Source organism: Streptomyces sp. NPDC029138 (genome assembly GCF_055564375.1).
Map to the genome: position 1 here is coordinate 258,824 of NZ_JBVHWM010000004.1, position 18,919 is coordinate 277,742.

Annotated in this window: 17 protein-coding genes and 1 pseudogene; 4 read left to right on the forward strand and 14 right to left on the reverse strand. The window is 72.8% G+C overall.

The window, feature by feature from the left end:
• Positions 1-30 precede the first annotated feature (30 nt).
• Positions 31-810: an alpha/beta hydrolase gene (locus ACZ4WH_RS06880; protein ID WP_468177355.1), complete on the forward strand. Its 780-nt coding sequence runs from the start codon at positions 31-33 to the stop codon at positions 808-810.
• Positions 803-1,432 (forward strand): hypothetical protein, encoded by a 630-nt coding sequence (locus ACZ4WH_RS06885; RefSeq protein ID WP_468177357.1) that lies wholly within the window; start codon positions 803-805, stop codon positions 1,430-1,432. Before ACZ4WH_RS06880 ends, ACZ4WH_RS06885 begins: the two co-directional genes overlap by 8 nt.
• 27 nt (positions 1,433-1,459) lie before the next feature.
• Here ACZ4WH_RS06885 and ACZ4WH_RS06890 read toward each other — a convergent pair whose 3' ends face one another.
• The 6 genes from ACZ4WH_RS06890 to ACZ4WH_RS06915 form a co-directional block, all read right to left on the reverse strand.
• A complete protein-coding gene (locus ACZ4WH_RS06890) occupies positions 1,460-2,203 on the reverse strand; it encodes an endonuclease/exonuclease/phosphatase family protein (RefSeq protein WP_468177359.1) in 744 nt (247 codons plus the stop codon).
• Between the two features lie 76 nt (positions 2,204-2,279).
• Entirely contained in the window at positions 2,280-3,233 is a 954-nt protein-coding gene (locus ACZ4WH_RS06895) for an ROK family glucokinase (RefSeq protein WP_014672213.1), read from the reverse strand.
• A gap of 67 nt (positions 3,234-3,300) precedes the next feature.
• Positions 3,301-3,786, reverse strand: a complete 486-nt coding sequence (locus tag ACZ4WH_RS06900; RefSeq protein WP_468177361.1) for a DUF5304 domain-containing protein — start codon at positions 3,784-3,786, stop codon at positions 3,301-3,303.
• A gap of 55 nt (positions 3,787-3,841) precedes the next feature.
• Complete coding sequence (locus ACZ4WH_RS06905) at positions 3,842-5,014, reverse strand: ArsA family ATPase (protein ID WP_468177363.1); 1,173 nt, start codon at positions 5,012-5,014, stop codon at positions 3,842-3,844.
• A gap of 44 nt (positions 5,015-5,058) precedes the next feature.
• Positions 5,059-5,502: an SRPBCC family protein gene (locus ACZ4WH_RS06910; RefSeq protein ID WP_468177365.1), complete on the reverse strand. Its 444-nt coding sequence runs from the start codon at positions 5,500-5,502 to the stop codon at positions 5,059-5,061.
• Positions 5,503-5,625: 123 nt separating this feature from the next.
• A complete protein-coding gene (locus ACZ4WH_RS06915) occupies positions 5,626-6,423 on the reverse strand; it encodes a metallophosphoesterase family protein (protein WP_468177367.1) in 798 nt (265 codons plus the stop codon).
• Between the two features lie 307 nt (positions 6,424-6,730).
• Here ACZ4WH_RS06915 and ACZ4WH_RS06920 point away from each other — a divergent pair, with 307 nt between their 5' ends.
• Positions 6,731-8,527 carry an AMP-dependent synthetase/ligase gene (locus ACZ4WH_RS06920; RefSeq protein WP_468177369.1) on the forward strand — a complete coding sequence of 599 codons (1,797 nt, stop codon included), beginning with the start codon at positions 6,731-6,733 and terminating at the stop codon, positions 8,525-8,527.
• 37 nt (positions 8,528-8,564) lie between these two features.
• Here the strand turns inward: ACZ4WH_RS06920 and ACZ4WH_RS06925 are convergent, their stop codons facing one another.
• Entirely contained in the window at positions 8,565-10,187 is a 1,623-nt protein-coding gene (locus ACZ4WH_RS06925; protein WP_468177371.1) for a GMC oxidoreductase, read from the reverse strand.
• 53 nt (positions 10,188-10,240) lie between these two features.
• The gene (locus tag ACZ4WH_RS06930; protein WP_468177373.1) at positions 10,241-11,383 is read right to left on the reverse strand and encodes a glycosyltransferase family 4 protein; all 1,143 of its coding nucleotides are present in this window, start codon (positions 11,381-11,383) and stop codon (positions 10,241-10,243) included.
• Between the two features lie 146 nt (positions 11,384-11,529).
• On the opposite strand from ACZ4WH_RS06930, the gene ACZ4WH_RS06935 reads away from it, so the two are divergent.
• Positions 11,530-12,765 carry a glycosyltransferase 87 family protein gene (locus tag ACZ4WH_RS06935; RefSeq protein ID WP_468177375.1) on the forward strand — a complete coding sequence of 412 codons (1,236 nt, stop codon included), beginning with the start codon at positions 11,530-11,532 and terminating at the stop codon, positions 12,763-12,765.
• Here the strand turns inward: ACZ4WH_RS06935 and ACZ4WH_RS06940 are convergent.
• From ACZ4WH_RS06940 to ACZ4WH_RS06965, 6 genes and pseudogenes are all read right to left on the reverse strand, one after another.
• Positions 12,726-13,496 (reverse strand): annotated as a pseudogene (locus ACZ4WH_RS06940) (MATE family efflux transporter); the annotation flags it as partial. The gene ACZ4WH_RS06935 and the pseudogene ACZ4WH_RS06940 overlap by 40 nt on opposite strands.
• A 52-nt stretch (positions 13,497-13,548) precedes the next feature.
• Positions 13,549-14,736 (reverse strand): hypothetical protein, encoded by a 1,188-nt coding sequence (locus ACZ4WH_RS06945; protein WP_468177377.1) that lies wholly within the window; start codon positions 14,734-14,736, stop codon positions 13,549-13,551.
• A 27-nt stretch (positions 14,737-14,763) separates the two neighbouring features.
• Positions 14,764-15,771 carry a C40 family peptidase gene (locus ACZ4WH_RS06950; RefSeq protein ID WP_468177379.1) on the reverse strand — a complete coding sequence of 336 codons (1,008 nt, stop codon included), beginning with the start codon at positions 15,769-15,771 and terminating at the stop codon, positions 14,764-14,766.
• Positions 15,772-16,022: 251 nt separating this feature from the next.
• Positions 16,023-17,063: a C40 family peptidase gene (locus ACZ4WH_RS06955; RefSeq protein ID WP_103815336.1), complete on the reverse strand. Its 1,041-nt coding sequence runs from the start codon at positions 17,061-17,063 to the stop codon at positions 16,023-16,025.
• Positions 17,064-17,274: 211 nt separating this feature from the next.
• Positions 17,275-18,618, reverse strand: coding sequence for an NYN domain-containing protein (locus tag ACZ4WH_RS06960; RefSeq protein WP_468177382.1), 1,344 nt, complete (start codon positions 18,616-18,618; stop codon positions 17,275-17,277).
• A 46-nt stretch (positions 18,619-18,664) separates the two neighbouring features.
• On the reverse strand, positions 18,665-18,904 hold the full coding sequence (locus ACZ4WH_RS06965; RefSeq protein WP_029382693.1) for a hypothetical protein: 240 nt from the start codon (positions 18,902-18,904) through the stop codon (positions 18,665-18,667).
• Positions 18,905-18,919 lie beyond the last annotated feature (15 nt).

Here is an 18,919-nt window from a genome sequence, read left to right on the forward strand (position 1 = left end):
GTGTCAGTGCGGTCGCGTACGGTGAAGCACATGCCAGTTCTCCCCGGAGCCGAGCCGTACCGCCACGAGGGCGGGGAGGTGGGGGTTCTCCTCTGCCACGGCTTCACCGGCTCGCCCCAGTCGCTGCGCCCCTGGGCGGAGCACCACGCGGCCCACGGCCTGACCGTGTCCCTGCCGCTGCTGCCCGGCCACGGCACCCGCTGGGAGGACATGCAGCTCACGACCTGGCAGGACTGGTACGCGCAGGTGGACCGCGAACTGCGGCTGCTCGCCGAGCGCTGTTCCCGGGTGTTCGTCGCGGGCCTGTCGATGGGCGGGGCGCTGGCCCTCCGGCTGGCGGCCCGGCACGGCGGGCGGGTCGCGGGCGCGGTGGTCGTCAACCCGGCCAACAAGGTGCACGGCCTGTCGGCGTACGCCCTTCCGGTGGCCCGGCACCTGGTGCGGACGACGAAGGGCATCGCCAGCGACATCGCGAAGGAGGGCGCGGCGGAGCTGGGCTACGACCGGGTGCCGCTGCACGCGGCGCACTCGCTGCGGAGGTTCCTGCGCCGGCTGGACGGCGAGCTGCCCCAGGTCACCCAGCCGTTGCTGCTGCTGCGCAGCGCCCAGGACCATGTCGTCCCGGCGGCCGACTCGGCGCGGGTGCTGAGCCGCGTGTCGGCCGTGGACGTCACGGAGATCGTGCTGGAACAGAGCTACCACGTGGCGACGTTGGACAAGGACGCGGACCGGGTCTTCGAGGAGAGCCTCGCCTTCATCGGCCGGCTCGCACCCGGTGTCGGCAAGGAAGGGACGGCCGCAGTTGGCTGAGCACGACTCCGACCGTGAGGACCGCGAGGGCCGTGAGGAGCAGGGCGGCCAGGGCGGCCAGGAAGCCCGCGAGCCGGACGGGCAGAAGGTGCCGTTCGACGAGGACGCCGCCTGGCGGGCCATCGTCGCCGGGTACGGCGAGGAGCCGCCGGACCCGCCGGGCGCCCGGCCCTTCAAGCCGGTCGAGGATCTCGCGCTGCTGGAGAAGAACGCGGTGAAGGACCAGGAGAGCGAGCCCCGCAACGACCCGGAGGACTCGGCGGAGCGGCAGCCCGCCCGGCCGCTCGGCGGCTCGGTCTCCTTCGCGCCCGGAATCGGCCCGCGCGACCACACGGCGCCCGAGCCGTCCGACGACGACTTCGACGAGGACGACGAGGGCCACTTCGTACCGCCGGAGCCGCCCCCGCTGCCGGCCTCGGACACGACCGCCAGGTTCGCCTGGCTCGGCGTGGTCGGCGGTCCGGTGCTGATCCTGCTGGCGGTGCTGCTCGGCTGGGACATGACCTGGTGGCTGGCGACCCTCGGCATCGGCGGGTTCCTCGGCGGCTTCGCGACGCTGGTGACGCGGATGCGGACCGACGACGAGGAGGACGACGACCCGGGGCGCGGAGCGGTGGTCTGAACCGGCTCGGGCCGGGATTCCGAGGGCTCAGGCCGGGATTCTGAGGGCGGCGAGGACCGGGAGGTGGTCCGTGGCCGCCCTCAGGTCCGCCTCGCGCACGCCCGGCTGGTCCAGGGGCACCCCGCAGCCCAGCACCTCGATGCCCTTCGTCGCGAAGATCGCGTCGATGCGCTGGCGGGGATCGGTGGGCGTGGAGGTGAACTCGCCGCCCCAGGGCGCGGTCGTACGGCAGTCCTGGAGGGTCTCGGCGAGCCGGCGGAAGGTGCGGCCGCCGGGGCCCTCGTTGAGGTCGCCGCCGGCGACGGCGTGCTCGACGCCGAGTCCGGCGAGCCGGTCGAGGAGCAGGCCGCCCTGGTCGTGGCGCTCGTCCCGCTGGAGCGACAGATGGCAGCTGAGCACGCCGAGGCGGGCGGCGCCGAAGCGGACCACTGCCGTGGCGAAGCCGCGTCGGTGGAGGCCGGGGGTGAGGGGGAGGAGGACGTCCTCCGTGCGTTCGACGGTGGCACGGAGGCCGCACAGGATCGCCGGTCCCGCGGCCGTGGCGCCGCCGGTGAGGACGACCTGGCCGGAGGCCGCGGCGAGGCGCGCCAGCTTCTTGCGCCAGCGGAAGAAGCGGGGGGCCTCCTGGACGAGGACCAGGTCGGGGGCGCAGGCGGTGATCACTCTGGCGAGGGCGGCGGTGTCGTCCCGCATCGAGCGGATGTTGTAGCTCAGGACGCGGATGACCGCGGAACCGTCGGGCTGTGTCGCGGAGTTGGGGAGCAGCGCCATGTGGATCAATGTACGCCCGATGGGTCGGGGCGCGAGGTGCGGCGCATGTTGACACAGCCCCGCGCCCCTTCGGGCGCTACATGATCGGGTCGGGTTCCCGGGCCAGGTCCGCCGCGCCCACCATGCCCGCCTTGTTGCCCAGCTGGGCCGCGATCACGTCGGCCACCGGGCGCCAGTTGCCGCCGACCAGCCAGCGCTTGTAGGACTTGCGGATGGGGTCGAGGACCAGCTCGCCCTCGTCGGACAGGCCGCCGCCGACGATGAAGGCGGACGGGTCGAAGAGGGAGGCCAGGTCGGCCAGGCCGGCGCCGGCCCAGCGGGCCAGCTCGCGGTAGGAGTCGACGGCGACGGGGTCGCCCTGGCGGGCGGCCATGGAGATGTGCTTGCCCTCGATGCCCTCCGGGGTGCCGTCGCCCAGCGAGAGCAGCAGCTCGGCGTTCTCCGGGGTGGCGTTGGCGCGCTGCTTGGCGTAGCGGACGAGGGCGCGGCCGGAGGCGTACTGCTCCCAGCAGCCCTGCGAGCCGCAGCCGCACAGCAGGCCGTCCGGCACCATCCGGATGTGGCCGAACTCGGCGGCCACGCCGAAGTGGCCGCGGCGCAGCTTGTTGCCGATGATGATGCCGCCGCCGAGGCCGGTGCCGAGCGTGATGCAGATGACGTTGCGGTGGCCCTTGCCGGCGCCGAACTTGTACTCGCCCCAGGCGGCGGCGTTGGCGTCGTTCTCGACCACGACCGGGAGGCCGGTGCGCGCCTCGACCTTCTCCTTGAGCGGCTCGTTGCGCCAGTCGATGTTCGGCGCGAAGTACACCGTGGAGCGCTGCCGGTTGACGTAACCGGCCGCGCCGATACCCACGCCGACGATCTCGTGCCCGGCCCGTGCGCCCTCCACCGCCGAGGCGATGGCGTCCACGATGGCCTCGGGCGTGGTGGGGGTCGGCACCTTGAAGGTCGAGAGGATGTTGCCTTCCTCGTCGACCACGCCGGCCGCGATCTTCGTGCCGCCGATGTCGACGCCGATGGTGAGTCCCATGAATCCCTCAGTTTCGGTCGAGCCCCGCTACGGCCAACCGTACCCGAGGCCCTGCCGTGCGAGGGCTTCAGTCCAGGTCGATGCGTTCTCCCGGGCCGGTGCCCTCGCCCGGGTCGCGCGGGTCCCGCCGGTCCCGCGCCGGGTCGGGACCGGCGGTCCAGCGGTGCTCCTGGGCCTGGACGGCGGAGCGGTAGGCGGCGAGCAGCTCGCTGCCGGCCGCGGCCAGATGGTCGAAGACGTCCGGGTTGCGGTCTATGACGGGCTCGACGGCGGCCTTCGCCTGCTGGACGACCTGCCGCACCACCTGCTGGGCGGCGGGTCCGGCGAGGCCGCCGAGGAGCGGTGACTGGAGGCCGGCCAGCTTGTCGGCCACCGTGTCCACGAGCTTCTTCAGTTCCTCGGCCGCCGAGCCCGGCGGCGGGCCGTGCTCGGCGCGGCGGCGGGCCTGCTCGGCGGCGAGGTCCTCGGCGGCGGCCGTGGCCCAGGCGTCGGCGTCGGTAGCCTTCGCCGGCTCCTCCGGGGAAGGGTCGGGTGCGGGACGCTCTTCGCTCATGGCGGCTCCTGACTACGGTTCGCCTTTACGACGTTACCCGAACGGGCGTACCCGTTCACCGTCCGGCGGCGGGCCACAGATCCGGGTCGGGGGCGAACCGGACGCTCAGCTCGCCGTCGCGCAGTCCGGCGCCCGCGACGGTGCAGCGGCGCAGGGCGGAGGGCAGCGGAACGATCCGGCGGAACGGGCCCGCGCTGATCAGGAGTTCGTCGCCGCGCCGGACGAGGTCCAGCTCGTCCCGTATCGCGCCGGGCAGCGGGAGGTGCCAGACCAGCACGCCGTCCTCGGCGAGCCGGTCGGTGACGGTCCACCCGACCGGGGTGGTCGCCGGGTTGACGGCGGGCACGGCGAGGGCGGTGAGGTCGTCGGGGCCGTGCGGGTCGTGGCCGAGGTGCGGAACGGGGTGGACGTCGTACGACTCCTGCCAGTCGGCGAGCGTCTTGCGCTGCTGGGCCAGCAGCGAGGAGAGCCAGCTGTCGGGGACGGTCTCGGGCAGGGTCCGGTTGGCGATCAGGGACTCGGTGCGCAGGGCGCGCAGGGCGAGGCCGAGGGTCGCGGTGCGGACGGCGTCGGCGCCGGCCGGGCCGGGCTCGGCGACCAGGCGTACGACGGTGTTCCGGTCGGTGAGGACGGCCTCGACGGCGGCCAGTTCGACGTCCCAGCGGGCCGCCGTCTCGTACAGCCAGTCGGCGGGCATGGGCACGCCGGCGAGCCGGCCGAGGACCGGGCGCAGGGCGCGGGCGGCCTGCCGTTCGGGCGGCAGGAGGCGGCGCAGGTAGCGGCGCAGTTCCTCGGGCAGGGCGAGCAGGGCGAGGGCCTGCGGGAGGGGCGGGAGGTCGACGACGAGGAGGTCGTAGCGCTCGGACAGGGCCGCGTCCCGCAGCGCGCGCAGGAAGGACAGTTCCTCCGCGCCGGGCAGCGGGGTGACCTCCTCGGCGTCCAGGCGGGCGGCGCCGAGGATGTCGAGGACGTTGGCGGCGCGGGTCTGGAAGGCGGTGAGGTCCTGGCGGAAGCGTTCGGTGGCGTCGGGCCGCCAGGCGGTGAGGTGCGGGGTGACCTCGGTGGGGACCGGTCCTGTCGCGGTGCCCAGGGCCGTGCCGGGGGTGTCCGTGCGGTCGGCGCTCAGCAGCAGGGTGCGGTGGCCCTCGCGGGCGGCTTCGAGCGCGGTGGCGGCGGCCACGGTCGTACGACCGCTGCCGCCGGGGCCCGTGATCAGGATGGTGCGCATGACGGTGAACGGTACCGTCGTGCGCGGCAGGCAAACGGAGGTGTCTACTTCTCCCCCGACTCGACCCTCTTCTTCAGACCCGCCAGCGCCCGGTCGATGATGACCTTCTCCGCCTTGCGCTTGATCATGCCCAGCATGGGGATCTTGACGTCGACCGTGAGCTGGTAGGTGACCTCGGTGGCGCCCGCGCCGGCCGGCTTCAGGAGGTAGGAGCCGTCGAGGGAGCGGAGCATCTGGGACTTGACGAGGGTCCAGGAGACCTCGTGGCCGCCGCTCCAGGTGTAGGCGAGGGTCTGGTCGTCCTTGATGGCGCCGGCGTCCATGACGAGGCGGACCTGCTCGGCGCGGCCCTGCTCGTCGGTGGCGAGGACCTCCGCCTCCTTCACCTCACCGGTCCAGTCCGGGTAACGCGCGAAGTCGGCGATCACCGCCATGACGTCGGCCGGGGCCGCCTCGATCATGATGCTCGAACTGGTGTGTTCCGCCATCGCCGTGGCTCCTCCAGATGCGGGCCGGGTGGGAGAGGTTCGTGTGCGCCGGGCTGCGCACGTGTGTGCAGCGTGAAGGCTACCGCGCCGCCGACCTGCCGCCTTCACCGCGCCTGCCGGGCCTCACCATTCGAGTGCCCAGGGCGTGCCGGTCCCGGCGAAGTGCCCCACGTTCACGCACTCGGTGGCACCGATCCGCATCCGGCGTGCCAGCGGCTGGTGCACGTGCCCGAACAGCGCGTACCGGGGCCGGGTGCGTCGGATGGCGTCCAGCAGGGCCCGGCTGCCCCGCTCGAAGCGGCGGGCCACGGTGTCGTAGACCAGTTCGGGCACCTCCGGCGGGATGTGGGTGCACAGGACGTCGACCTCGCCGACGGCCTCGATCTTCGCCGCGTACTCCTCGTCACCGATCTCGTACGGCGTCCGCATCGGGGTGCGCAGGCCGCCGCCGACGAAGCCGAAGGTCCGTCCGCCGATCTCCACCCGCTGGCCGTCGAGGACGGTGGTGCCGGGCCGGGCGTACTCCGGCCAGAGCGCCGGCATGTCGACATTGCCGTAGGTGGCGTACGTCGGGGTGGGGAAGGCGGCGAACAGCTCGGCGTACTGCTTGCGTACGGCCTTCTCGATGGCCGTGGCCCGGTCGGTGCCGATCCCGGCCCACAGCCGGGCGCCGAACGCGCGGGCCTCCTCGAAGCGGCGGGCGGTGCGCAGCTCGACGATGCGGTCGGCGTTCTCCTCGCCGAACAGGTCCGGGAAGATCCCGCGCGAGTGATCGGCGTAGTCGAGGAAGAGGACGAGGTCGCCCAGGCAGATCAAGGCGTCGGCGCCGTCGCCGGCCCGGGCCAGGTCACGGGCGTTGCCGTGCACGTCGCTGACCACATGGACGCGGGTCCGCCGGGTGCCGGAGCGTGTGGATGCCATGGTGATCAAGCGTAGGCGTGTGCGGTGTGGGTGAACAGTGCCGGTCCGGCCTGCGGTTACTCGCCGGTCGGTTCGGCTGTGGACTACTGTGCGCGAAGGAACGCCCACGTGTGTGACGCAGCGAACATCTCGCCGGGACCCCCTGTCGTAGACGCCATACCGGCGGGTAACGTCCGGGCAGTCCAGTCGTGCTCAGGGTTTCAACATGTGAATCCTCATGTTGTTCCGGAGCACTTGCCCGAGCCTTGGACCGCACCGTCGCATCGCACAACGTCGTGGCGCCGGCGCCCTATGAGGAGCAGCAGTCTTGCGCGAGTTCAGCCTTCCGGCTCTGTACGAGGTCCCCGCGGACGGGAATCTGACCGACATCGTCCGCAGAAACGCCGCGCAGCATCCGGACGTCGCCGTCATCGCCCGCAAGGTGGGAGGTGCCTGGCAGGACGTGACCGCCCGGGAGTTCCTGGCCGAGGTGCGCACCGCGGCCAAGGGTCTCATCGCCTCCGGGGTGCAGCCGGGCGACCGGGTGGGCCTGATGTCCCGGACACGGTACGAGTGGACGCTCCTGGACTTCGCGATCTGGAGCGCGGGCGCTATCACCGTGCCGGTGTACGAGACCAGCTCGCCGGAGCAGGTGCAGTGGATCCTGTCCGACTCGGGCGCGACCGCCTGCGTCGTGGAGCTGGACCATCACGCGGCGGCCGTGGAGTCGGTGCGCGAGTCCCTGCCCGCGCTGAAACACGTCTGGCAGATCGAGGCCGGGGGCGTCGCGGAGCTGGGCCGGCTCGGGCAGGACGTGTCGGACGCGACGGTGGAGGAGCGCAGCTCGCTCGCCAGGGCCGACGACCCGGCGACCATCGTCTACACCAGCGGCACCACCGGGCGCCCCAAGGGCTGTGTCCTCACCCACCGCAGCTTCTTCGCCGAGTGCGGGAACGTCGTGGAGCGGCTGCGCCCGCTGTTCCGCACCGGCGAGTGCTCCGTCCTGCTCTTCCTGCCGCTGGCGCACGTCTTCGGCCGGCTGGTGCAGGTGGCGCCGATGATGGCGCCGATCAAGCTGGGCTGCGTCCCGGACATCAAGAACCTCACCGACGAGCTGGCCGCGTTCCGGCCGACGCTGATCCTCGGCGTGCCGCGGGTCTTCGAGAAGGTCTACAACTCGGCACGGGCCAAGGCGCAGGCGGACGGCAAGGGCGCGATCTTCGACAAGGCGGCGGACACCGCGATCGCCTACAGCAAGGCGCTGGAAAGCCCGTCGGGACCGTCGTTCGGTCTGAAGGTCAAGCACAAGGTCTTCGACAAGCTGGTCTACAGCAAGCTGCGCGCGGTGCTCGGCGGCCGGGGCGAGTACGCCATCTCCGGCGGTGCCCCGCTGGGCGAACGGCTTGGGCACTTCTTCCGGGGCATCGGCTTCACGGTGCTGGAGGGCTACGGCCTGACCGAGTCCTGCGCGGCGACCGCGTTCAACCCGTGGGACCGGCAGAAGATCGGCACGGTCGGGCAGCCGCTGCCCGGCTCGGTGGTGCGGATCGCGGACGACGGCGAGGTGCTGCTGCACGGCGAGCACCTGTTCAAGGAGTACTGGAACAACCCCGGCGCGACGGCGGAGGCGCTGGCCGACGGCTGGTTCCACACCGGTGACATCGGCACCCTCGACGAGGACGGCTATCTGAGGATCACCGGCCGGAAGAAGGAGATCATCGTCACGGCCGGCGGCAAGAACGTGGCCCCGGCGGTGATCGAGGACCGTATCCGGGCGCACGCGCTGGTCGCGGAGTGCATGGTGGTGGGCGACGGGCGGCCGTTCGTGGGCGCGCTGGTCACCGTCGACGAGGAGTTCCTGGGCCGCTGGTGTGCCGAGCACGGCAAGCCGGCGGGCTCCACCGCGGCGTCGCTGAAGGACGACCCGGATCTGCTCGCGGCGATCCAGGCGGCCGTGGACGACGGCAACGCCGCGGTGTCGAAGGCGGAATCGGTGCGGAAGTTCCGCATTCTGTCCTCCCAGTTCACGGAGGAGTCGGGCCACCTCACCCCGTCGCTGAAGCTCAAGCGGAACGTGGTGGCGAAGGACTACTCGGACGAGATCGAGGCGATCTACGCCAAGTGAACGGCGGCGATCCCCGCCACGTGATCCCAGCGGTGCCTCATGGCGCGGTGTCCTCGGCGAGGACCCGCGCCATGGTGCGTTCGGCGAGGGCCGTGATGGTGACGAAGGGGTTCACGCCGATCGACCCGGGGACGAGCGAGCCGTCGGTGACGTACAGCCGTGGGCATCCCTTCACCCGCCCGTAGGCGTCGGTGGCCCTGCCCAGCACGCAGCCGCCGAGCGGGTGGTAGGTGAAGTCGTCGGCGAAGACCTTGTTGCCCGAGCCGAACAGGTCGTACCGGTAGATCGTGGCGTTGGCCGCGTTGATCCGGTCGAACAGCTTCTTGGCCATGCCGACGGAGACGGCGCTCTGGGCGGCGGTCCAGCCGAGCCGCACCGCGCCGGAGGCGGCGTCGTACGAGAACGTCGCCCGCTCGGGGTTCCTGGTGATCGCGAGGTACAGGCTGATCCAGTGCTCGAAGCCCATGGGCAGCGGGGCGATCTCCGCGAAGACCGGGTTGTCGGGATTGGCCCAGTCGTCGATGCCCAGGACGGGCATGGTGGCCTGGTCGGCGCCGACGGTGTCCCACATGTGGTTGGCGCGGCCGAGCATGGTGTTGCCGTTGGTGCCCCAGCCGGCGCCCACGGCCGGGTCGAGGTCGGGCAGGGTACCGGTGTCCCGGGCGCGGACGAGGAGTTCGGTGGTGCCGAGGCTGCCGCCGCCGAGGAACAGGTACGCGCAGCCGTACTGTCTCGTCTCCAGGACCGCGCCGGTGCCGTCGATCCGGTCGGCGGTCACGACGTACGATCCGTCGCTCGCCCTGGTGACCGACGTGACCTTCTCCAGGGTGTGGATCGTGACGTTGCCGGTGCCGAGGGCGGCGGCCAGGTAGGTCTGGTCGAGGCTGCGCTTGCCGTGGTTGTTGCCGTAGACGACCTCGCCGGCGAGCGCGGACTTCACGGCCGTACCGGCGGCCTCGCGCTGCATGTAGCCGAAGTCGTAGACGTTCGGCACGAACGTGGTCTTCAGCCCGGCGTTGGCGGCGGCCTTCCGGGAGGTCCGGGCGAACCGGTACCACTCGGTCGACTCGAACCAGGCCGGGTCGACGGAGTTGACGCCGAGCATGGCGCGGGCGCGCGGGAACCAGGTGCCGTACATCTCGTCGGCGTCCACGGCCGGGAACTGCTCGGCGAAGTAGGACCGGGGCGGGGTGACCGCCATGCCGCCGTTGACCAGGGAGCCGCCACCGACGCCCCGGCCGACGTAGACGGACATGTGGTCGTAGTGCACGCGGTCCAGGACGCCCGGGTAGGGGGTGATGGCCCGGTTGACCACGTCCAGCCACAGGAAGGTGGCGAGCGGGGCCTCGGTGCGGGTGCGGAACCACATGGAGCGCTGGTCGGGGGCGGTGGTGGAGCAGAACACCTTGCCGTCGGCGCCGGCGGTGTTCCACAACCGGCCCATCTCCAGGACGAGGGTGCGGATGCCGGCCTGGCCGAGGCGGAGGGCGGCGACCGCGCCGCCGTATCCGGAACCGACCACGATCGCCGGGGAGTTGTCGACGGCGGCGGGTTCCGCCGCGCGGGCGGACTGGAGGGCGATGCGGGTGAAACCGAGGCCGGCCGCGGTTTGCAGTGCGGCCATGCCGAGGATTTGACGTCTCGTCAGATTTGCTGTCATGTGCGCAGCATCGGCGGACTTTCGGGTTCCGCCTAGTGGTGTGGCGCGCTGGACTACAGCAGTGTCTTCAAGCGCTCCGCCAGCAGGTCCCAGCGCCACCTCTCCTCGACCCACTGCCGGCCCCGCTCGCCCATCCTCCGGCGCAGTTCGGGGTCCTTGAGCAGAGCCACGATCCGTTCGGCGGTCTGCTCCGCCGAGCCGCCCCGGACCACCCAGCCCGTCTCGCCCTCCAGGACCGCGTCCGGGGCGCCGCCCGAGTCGCCTGCCACGACCGGCAGGCCGGTCGCCGACGCCTCCAGGTAGACGATGCCGAGGCCCTCCACGTCCAGGCCGCCGCGCCGGGTGCGGCAGGGCATGGCGAAGACGTCCCCGGCGCCGTAGTGCGCGGGCAGCTCGGACCAGGGCACGGCGCCCGTGAAGCGCACCGAGCCGGCGACCCCCGTCTCGTGCGCGAGGCGGCGCAGGTCCTTCTCGTACGGTCCGCCGCCGACGATCAGCAGGACGGTGTCCGGCTCGGCGGCGAGGACGCGGGGCATGGCCTGGATCAGGGTGTCCTGGCCCTTGCGCCGGACCAGCCGGGAGACGCAGACGACCACCGGGCGGTCGGTCAGGCCGAGCCGGGCGCGCACCTCGTCGCCGCCGGACGCCGGGTGGAAGGTCTTCTCGTCGACCCCCGGCGGCAGCTGCACCATCCGCGAGGCCGCCTCCGGGGTGAGCGCGGTCGCTATCCGGGAGCGGGTGTACTCGCCGAGGTAGGTGATCGTGTCCGTGGACTCACCGATCCGGCGCAGCAGCTGCCGGGCGGCGGGCAGCTGGGCCCAGCCGGCCTCGTGGCCGTGGGTGGTGGCCACCAGCCGCTCGGCGCCGGCCTTCCGGAGCGCCGGCGCCATCAGTCCGAGCGGTGCCGCCGCGCCGAACCACACGGACGCGCACCCGTGCTCCCGGAGCAGCCCGACCGCCCGCCGGGTGGCCTGCGGGGTGGGCAGCAGCATGGTCGTGCGGTCGCGTACGACGGTGAAGGGCTGCTCGGCGTCGAAGGCGGCGGTGGCCTCGGCGCCCTCCCGGCCGCGCTTCCAGGTGGAGGCGTAGACGACCAGCCGGCCGGGGTCCAGGCGCAGGGCCATGTTGTGCAGGAAGGCCTGGATGCCGCCCGGCCGGGGCGGGAAGTCGTTGGTGACGATCAGGGTCTTGTGCATCGCCGCCGACCCTACCGAATGGGGCGTTCCCGGTCGGGCGCGGCCGAGTCTGTGGCAAGCGCACAGGGACACACGACATCATGGTCGCTCGAAGCGGATTCGAACGGCACGGCAATCGACGCGGGAATCGGACGGCAGGGGATCACGTGGAGACGAAGGGTGCCGGGCGGTCCCTGGCGTGGCTGCTCGCGACCTGGGTCGTCACCCGTGCGGTGCTGCTGCTGTTCGTGTTCCGGGTGTTCGCCTTCCCCGGCCCGGACGTCACCTCGGACGTGTCGGTGATCTACCGCGGCTGGTACGAGGTCCTGCGGCAGGGAACGTTTCCGCTGGACGACGTGACCTGGCAGTACCCGCCCGCCGCGGCCCTCCCGGTCCTCTCCCCCGGCGTCCTGCCCTTCCTGTCGTACGCGCACGCCTTCTTCGTGCTGGCCTGCCTCGCCGACGCCGTCGTGCTGGCCCTGCTGCGGTACGCGGGCGGTCGGCCGGACCGGTCGCCGCGCGGGGCCTGGGTGTGGGTGGCGGGCGTGCCGCTGCTCGGGCCGACGGTGTACGCCCGCTACGACGTGATGGTGACCGCGGTGGCCGTGGCGGCCCTGCTGGCCGGGGCCCGGCACCCGCGGGTGATGGGCGCCCTGGCGGCCTTCGGGGCGCTGCTGAAGGTGTGGCCGGCGCTGCTGCTGGTCGGTGCCGTGCGGCGGCGGGCGTGGGCGTCGGCGGTGGTGACCGCGGCGGGGCTCGCGCTGCTGTTCGCGGTGTCCATGCCGGGCGCCTTCGCGTTCCTGACCTTCCAGCGCGACCGGGGCACCGAGGTCGAGTCACTGGGCGCCCTGGTCTTCCATGTGGCCCGGCACTTCGGCTGGCGGGGCGAGGTGCTGCTGAACTACGGCTCGATCGAGTTCCTGGGCCCGCACGTGGACCGGGTCAGCACGGCCGCGCTGGCGCTGACCGGGGCCGCGTTCGGCTGGCTGCTGCTGTGGCGGCTGCGCGCGGCCCGGTTCGCGCCGCACGCCCTCGCCGACGCCGCCCTGACGGCGGTGCTGCTGTTCACGGTGACCAGCCGGGTGATCAGCCCCCAGTACCTGGTGTGGCTGATCGGCCTGGCCGCCGTCTGCCTGTCGTACCGGGCGAGCCGCATGGGACCGCCCGCGCTGCTGGTCGTCCTCGCGTCCTTCGGGACGGTCCTGGAGTTCCCGCTGGGCTTCTCGCACGTGGTGGCGAGCGACTGGTACGGCGTGACGCTGCTGGTGGTGCGCAACGGCCTGCTGGTCGCGGCCACGGTGACGGCGGCCCGCCGACTGTGGGGCGCGACCGTCCCGCCGGCCCCGTCCACCCCCTTCCCGCCTCAGGCCACCCGCGCGAAGGAGACACCGGTCTCCTCCTGACGCCGGGCCCGCCGCAACAGCACCGCCACGGCCGCGCACTGCACGGCCGTCGCGACCGCCGACGCCAGGCAGACGCCGGGCAGGCCGAGGCCGGCCAGGGCGTACGCCAGGGGCAGCTGGACGGCGGTGCCGACGAGGGTGACCCGGAGCAGCGCGGGCGCTCCCCCGCTGCCCTCGAAGACCCCGCCGAGCGCGATGAAGCCGGCCATGAGCAGCAGACAGGGGCCGATACACCGGAGGAACAGCACGCCCTGGTGGGCGACCGAGGGTCCGGCGCCGAACGCGGCCATGATCCAGGGGGCCGAGGCGGCGAACAGCGCGGCGGCCGTGAGGCCCACGGCCCCGGCGACGAACACGGCCTGCCGGCCGATGTCCCGGCGGGCGTCCACGCCGGTGCCCCGGGTGTGCGCGGTGTGGATGGCGGCGGCCTGGCGTACGGAGTAGAAGGCCATGGTGGCGAGGTAGAGGACCTTGTAGGCGATGGAGTAGGCGGCCACGGCGGTGACGCCGAGCCGGGCCACGATCGCCACCAGGACCAGGGCGCCACCCTGCCGCACGGTGAAGTCGGCGGACATGGGCAGCCCGGTGGTGAGGGTGCGGCGCAGGGCCGCCGGGAGGGATGCGGCGGACCGGGTCCTGGCGGCCGTCCGCAACAGGGCGGTGCGGCGCAGGGCACGCAGACCGAGGGCGAGGGCGGCGCAGCGGGCCGGCACGGTGGAGGCGGCGGCGCCCGGGCCAGCGGCAAGGCTGAGCGGGAGTGGTTGCGGGAGGCCATCGACGTACTCAGCCGAGCCGGGTCGTGACGTAGTCGTGCCAGCGCGCGGTGAACTCCGCCGGTGTCGTCCCGAGCACCTTCTCCAGCGCCTCCTCCACCGCGCCCGCCCGCTTCCCGTGGGCGCCGACGGCCCGGTAGAAGGCGCCGAGCCGGGCCGCGCCCCACCGCTCGGCGATCATCCGGCAGGCCAGCCAGCCGCCCTCGTAGGCCCGCGCCAGCTGGGTCGCCTCGCGGGTGAAGGCGAAGTCCTCGTCACTGGGGAGCGCGTCGGGCATCTCGCCGTCGCTGACGGCCCGGGCGAGTTCCGGCGCGATCTCGGCCGGGGTGCGGCCGGTGCCCAGATAGCCGGTCCAGTCGGCATAGCCCTCGGAGAGCCACAGCGGGGTGGCGGCGGTGGTGTCCGCCCGGGTGGCGACATGGGTCGTCTCGTGGGTGAGGACGACCTGCTTGCCGGCGTCCCCGAGCACGGCGTACGCCTCCGGGTTGACCAGCACCCGGTCCGCCGGCGACCGGCCGGAGCCGCCGGTCTCACCCGTGGTGACGGCCGCGATGCCCCGGTAGCTCGTGGCGGGCGAGCCGAGCAGCGCCGCCATGCCCTCCAGGGACCGGGGGACGAGGACGACGATCCGGCGGCTCCAGTCCCGGCCCCACACCCCGGAGACGGCCGGGACCGCCCGGTCGGCCAGCCGCGCGTACGACCTCAGGTCGGCGGCGGACCCCCCGGTGCCCAGCACCAGGCTGTGTGCGCCCTTCACGGCGGTCACCGTGCCCTGGTCCCACAGCTGCTGCCCGGCCTTCCGGGCTGGCTTGTCGGCGGTGACGTACCAGTGGCCGTCGGCGGCGCGGCCGAGGGTGAGGGTGCGGCGGGCGTCGACGGGGGCCTTGTCGTAGCCGGCGACGCGGTAGCGCAGGTCGGCGTCGGCGGTGGCGCCGGAGGCGGTGCGGCGCAGGGCCGTGACCCGGTAGCTCCAGGAGGCCAGCGGGAGGGCGCGCAGCCGGGTGTACTCGGTGCGGGTGCCGGTCACGCCGTACGCCGTCTCGTCGTGACCGAGCAGGGCCGCCGCGCGCCGGTCGAGCACCCGCTGCACCTCGGCCCGCGCGGAGTCGGTCACCGTGGGCCCGCCGCACCCGGTCAGCGGCAGCAGCAGACCGAGCCCCACGGCCCCGATCTCCCACGCCCGCCTGCGACCAGCCATTTCCCGATCGTACGGCGAGGAGGGCGGTCAGGGCCGGGTGACCGAGGAGACCGGCATCATCCCGACCGGGTCGTAGCGCACCGGAGCGCCGGGATAGGGGGCGTGGATGACCTGGCCGTTGCCGGCGTACATCGCCACATGGCTGGCGTCGGAGCGGTAGACGACCAGGTCACCGGGGCGGGCCTGGGAGAGCGGCACCTGCCGGCCGGCGAACCGCTGCTCCTGCGAGGTGCGCGGCAGATGGACGCCGGCGTGCGCGTACGCCCACTGCATCAGGCCCGAACAGTCGAAGCCCGAGGGCCCGTTGGCGCCCCACACATAGGGGCGGCCGAGGGCGGAGCGGGCGGCGGCCAGGGCCGCGGCGGCGCGGCCGTCGGGGGCCGGGACACCGGTCAGGTCGGGCAGGTCCGTGCGGCCGTCGCGGGAGGCCCGGGCGTAGGCGGCGCGCTCGGCGTCGGGCAGGGCGTTGATCAGCCGCCGGGCCCGGGCCAGCTTCTGCTCCACCGTCCGCTTGTGCGCGGCCACGGCCTTGCGGCTCTTCTCCAGCTCGGAGAGCTTCCCGGCCGCCTCCGCGCGTTCCTGGGCGAGGTCGCGCAGCGCCGACCGCAACTCCCCCAGCCGGCCGGCCTGCCGGGCGCCGATGCGGTCGAGCGTGGCCGCCTTGTCCAGGTAGTCGGCGGGGTCGGCGGTAAAGAGCAGGGCGACCGTCGGGTCGATGCCGCCGGAGCGGTACTGGGCGCCGGCCAGCGAACCCAGCTGCTCCCGCAGGTCGTTGACGCGCTGCTGCTGACGGGCGATGTGGTCCTGGGCGTCCCGGACCTCCCGGCGCAGCGCACCGGCGCGCTCGTCGGCCTTGTCGAAGGCCTGGGTCGCCTTCTCGGCCTCCTCGTACAGGCGGTCCACCTCGGCCCGGGTGTCGGCGTCCGGTGCCGCCTGCGCCGGTACGGCGCCGAGCGCGGCGGCGGCCGACAGCACGCACAGGGCGGTGGCGCCCCGGTCGAATCCGGACGGGGCAAGGCGGCGATGGGACCCCACGGCAGTCCTAACTGCTGGCGGACACAGACCGTTTCCCCGGCGCCTGGGGACGGGGAGGCCCCTGCGCCGGGGAAACGCGGCAGACAGTAGCCGCGCGGACGGGCCCGGACCAAAGACCTCGGAGTCAACGCAGACTGACGCCCCGCCGCTGACGCAGGTCAACGGCGGGGCGTGGAGTCAGTTCCGGTCCCGGGGATTCGCTCGTTCGGGCGCCACCGTGTCCGCGTGTCGCCGGGTGTCGGACGCCGGTGTCAGACCCGGACGCCGAACATGAACGGACCACCGATGGTCGTCATGGACTCGTACCGGACGACCGTGCCGGTGCGCGGGGCGTGCAGGATCTGGCCGTTGCCCGCGTAGAGGCCGACGTGGTGCAGGTCGTTGAAGAAGAAGACCAGGTCGCCGACCTTGAGGTCGCTCTGGTTGTAGATCCTCGTGCCGATCTGCGCCTGCGCCTCGGAGGTGCGCGGTATGGAGACGCCGGCCTGGGCGTAGGCCCAGGAGGTCAGGCCCGAGCAGTCGAAGGAGGAGGGGCCGGTGGCGCCGTAGACGTAGGGCGAGCCGAGCCGGGTCTGGGCGGCGGAGAAGGCCGCCTGGGCGCGACCGGAGGCGGGCGGGGCGTCGCCGAGGTCCACGCGCTCGGTGGAGGAGCGGTTGGCGCGCTGCTGCTCCTCGGCGAGCTGCGCCTTCTCCTTGGCGGTCAGGGAGTTCAGGAGCTTCTGCGCCTCGGCGAGCTTGCTCTGGACTTCCTTCTTCTTGTTGCCCAGCTCGGTGCGGGTGGCGGAGAGGTCCTTGAGCTTCTCGGTGGCCTCCGCCCGCTCCTGGGCGAGTTCGCGCTGTTTGTCCTGGATCTTCTTCAGCGCGTCGACCTGCTGGCTGCTCAACTGGTCGAGCGTGGACGCCTTGTCGAGGTAGTCGTCCGGGTTGGACGACAGGAAGAGCTGGACCGAGGCGTCGATGCCGCCGGAGCGGTACTGGGCGGTGGCCAGCGAGCCCAGGCCGTCGCGCAGCTTGTTCAGCTCCTCCTGACCACGGGCGACGTTGTCCTGGATCGTGGAGATTTCCTTCTGGAGCTTCTGCTGCTTCTCCTTGGCGCCGTTGTACTTCTCGGTCGCCTGCTCGGCCTGCTCGTAGAGCTTGTCGACCTTCGCCTTCACCTCGTCCTTGCTCAGCTTCTCGCTGGGGGCGGCGTTGGCGGCGTTCGCGCTCAGCGCGACGGCAGCGGCGGCTGCGGTGGTCAGCACGGTCACACGGGTGCGACTCGGCTGCTTGGGTCGACGGTGGGACGCCACGGAGGACGAACTCCTTCTTGTGAGTGATCACCCGTTCGGAGGTTCGAGCCCAGACCCTAGTGACCCAGTTGTGATCAGTTCAAATCCCACAGCAAAAAATCTCGTCACACCGCGCATTCTTTGCACGCAACTCACATGCAGTGAGAGTCGATTGACACTACGTTGCGCGACGATACGGCCAATTCGGGCATTGCCTACGCCCGTTGGACCTTCAGGACAGTCGCTTCAGAAGCACCGCAGAAGCCACCGGTCGGGCACCCGCCTTCGCGACCCCGTCGGCCACCTCGCGGTCGGTGGAGGCGACGATGACCGGACGCCCCGGCGGCTCCGCGCGCACCAGTTGGCGGATCAGCTCGTCGGCGGTGACGCCCGGCTTGGAGAACAGCACCCGTACCCCGCGCGGCGGCGCGAGCAGCACCGGCGCGGCCAGTTCGGCGCCGTCGAAGACACACGTCACCTCGGCCCCGGTCTGCGCGGCGAGCGCGGAGAGCTGGCCCAGCAGCCGCAGCCGCTGCTTCTCCAGCGGCATCTGCGGATAGCCGGTCTTGGTCACGTTGTAACCGTCGACGACCAGATGAGCCTGCGGCAGGGCGAGCAGTTGGTCGAGAATGGCCGGATCGTTCTCCGACAGGGCGCGCGCCGCGATGTCCTTCGGTGTCATCCGGCCCGGTTCCACCGCGTCCACGGTCTCGGCCGGGCGCACGGACACCGGGGGCAGGGCGAGTTCGCGCCGCAGCCCCTGGGTCGCGTCCAGCAGGGTGTCGAGCAGCAGCCGCACCCGCATGTCCTCCACGCTGCGGCCCTCCCGGGCCGCCCGGCGGGTCGCCTCCAGCGCGGCCTCGGCCTCGCCCAGGCGGGCCTTGAGCCGCCGGGACTCGCTCTCCGCGGCCGACACCTGCGCCTGCGCCTCGGCGCGTGCGGCGTCCATCTCTCTCTGCGCCTTGCGCAGCGCGGCCTCGCCCCGCTTGACGTCACTGAGCGCGGCACGCAGCTTGCGGTGGAGCGATTCCGCTTCCTTCTTCGCCGATTCGAGTTCCGTGCGCAGCCGTTCGGTCTCGGCGCGGGTGTGGTCGCGGGCCTGCGCCAGCTCGGCGCGCAGCCGCTCCAGCTCGGCCCGGTTCTCCTCGTCGGCGCGCTCGGCGTCCGCGCGCTGGGCCTCCTCGCCGGCCGCGGTGACCAGCTTCACCCAGCCCGCCGGGCGCAGCACATAGGCCGCGGCCGCCACGTCGAGCGGGTCCGCGGCCGGGGGCGGGGCGCCGGCGTCGAGGGCGCCGGCGAGTTCCGGTTGCCCCTCTCTGAACCGCTCCCCGATCCGCTGCCGGAACAGGGGATCGGTCTCCAGCGCCGCCGCCATCGCGTTCCCGGCGAACTTCGCCCGACGATTGGGGGCGAACCGGGCGTACTGCCTGAGCTGGGCGGGCAGTTCCGCCACGGTCAGCCCGCCGAAGCCGTCCGACACGATCTGCACGACCCGCCGGCGCACGCCGTCGGGCAGCGGACGGTCAAGCACCTCAGCGGTGCCGTCGCCCGGCCCCCCGCCTGCGGTCTCCACCATCCGTCACACCCCAATACCGGAATAAGCCTCTCCGGGGCCGCTCCGCTCAGGAGCCGGCGCCCGGCCTGTCCACGAGTTCCACCTGGTCCACCGCGTTGCACCAGCGGCAGCGCACTGATTCGATGGTCTCACTGACCACCTCGCGCTCCTCCACCGTCGGCTCGCCCGCCAGGTCGAGGTGGACGTACTCGACGACCTTGGACGAGCGGGTCACGTCGAAGCGCGTGAGGTTGCCGCACAGCGCGCAGCGCCATCGTGTCGTGGCCGTCGGCAGGGGAACCGTCATGGTGACTGTTCTCTT

What these genes read in the sequence shown, in the direction of transcription:
- ACZ4WH_RS06965 (WP_029382693.1), bottom strand. Translation starts at nt 18,904, where the DNA reads ATGACGGTTCCCCTGCCGACGGCCACGACACGATGGCGCTGCGCGCTG.
- ACZ4WH_RS06890 (WP_468177359.1), bottom strand. Translation starts at nt 2,203, where the DNA reads ATGGCGCTGCTCCCCAACTCCGCGACACAGCCCGACGGTTCCGCGGTC.
- ACZ4WH_RS06930 (WP_468177373.1), bottom strand. Translation starts at nt 11,383, where the DNA reads ATGCACAAGACCCTGATCGTCACCAACGACTTCCCGCCCCGGCCGGGC.
- ACZ4WH_RS06910 (WP_468177365.1), bottom strand. Translation starts at nt 5,502, where the DNA reads ATGGCGGAACACACCAGTTCGAGCATCATGATCGAGGCGGCCCCGGCC.
- ACZ4WH_RS06925 (WP_468177371.1), bottom strand. Translation starts at nt 10,187, where the DNA reads ATGACAGCAAATCTGACGAGACGTCAAATCCTCGGCATGGCCGCACTG.
- ACZ4WH_RS06945 (WP_468177377.1), bottom strand. Translation starts at nt 14,736, where the DNA reads ATGGCTGGTCGCAGGCGGGCGTGGGAGATCGGGGCCGTGGGGCTCGGT.
- ACZ4WH_RS06905 (WP_468177363.1), bottom strand. Translation starts at nt 5,014, where the DNA reads ATGCGCACCATCCTGATCACGGGCCCCGGCGGCAGCGGTCGTACGACC.
- ACZ4WH_RS06960 (WP_468177382.1), bottom strand. Translation starts at nt 18,618, where the DNA reads ATGGTGGAGACCGCAGGCGGGGGGCCGGGCGACGGCACCGCTGAGGTG.
- ACZ4WH_RS06915 (WP_468177367.1), bottom strand. Translation starts at nt 6,423, where the DNA reads ATGGCATCCACACGCTCCGGCACCCGGCGGACCCGCGTCCATGTGGTC.
- ACZ4WH_RS06880 (WP_468177355.1), top strand. Translation starts at nt 31, where the DNA reads ATGCCAGTTCTCCCCGGAGCCGAGCCGTACCGCCACGAGGGCGGGGAG.
- ACZ4WH_RS06895 (WP_014672213.1), bottom strand. Translation starts at nt 3,233, where the DNA reads ATGGGACTCACCATCGGCGTCGACATCGGCGGCACGAAGATCGCGGCC.
- ACZ4WH_RS06900 (WP_468177361.1), bottom strand. Translation starts at nt 3,786, where the DNA reads ATGAGCGAAGAGCGTCCCGCACCCGACCCTTCCCCGGAGGAGCCGGCG.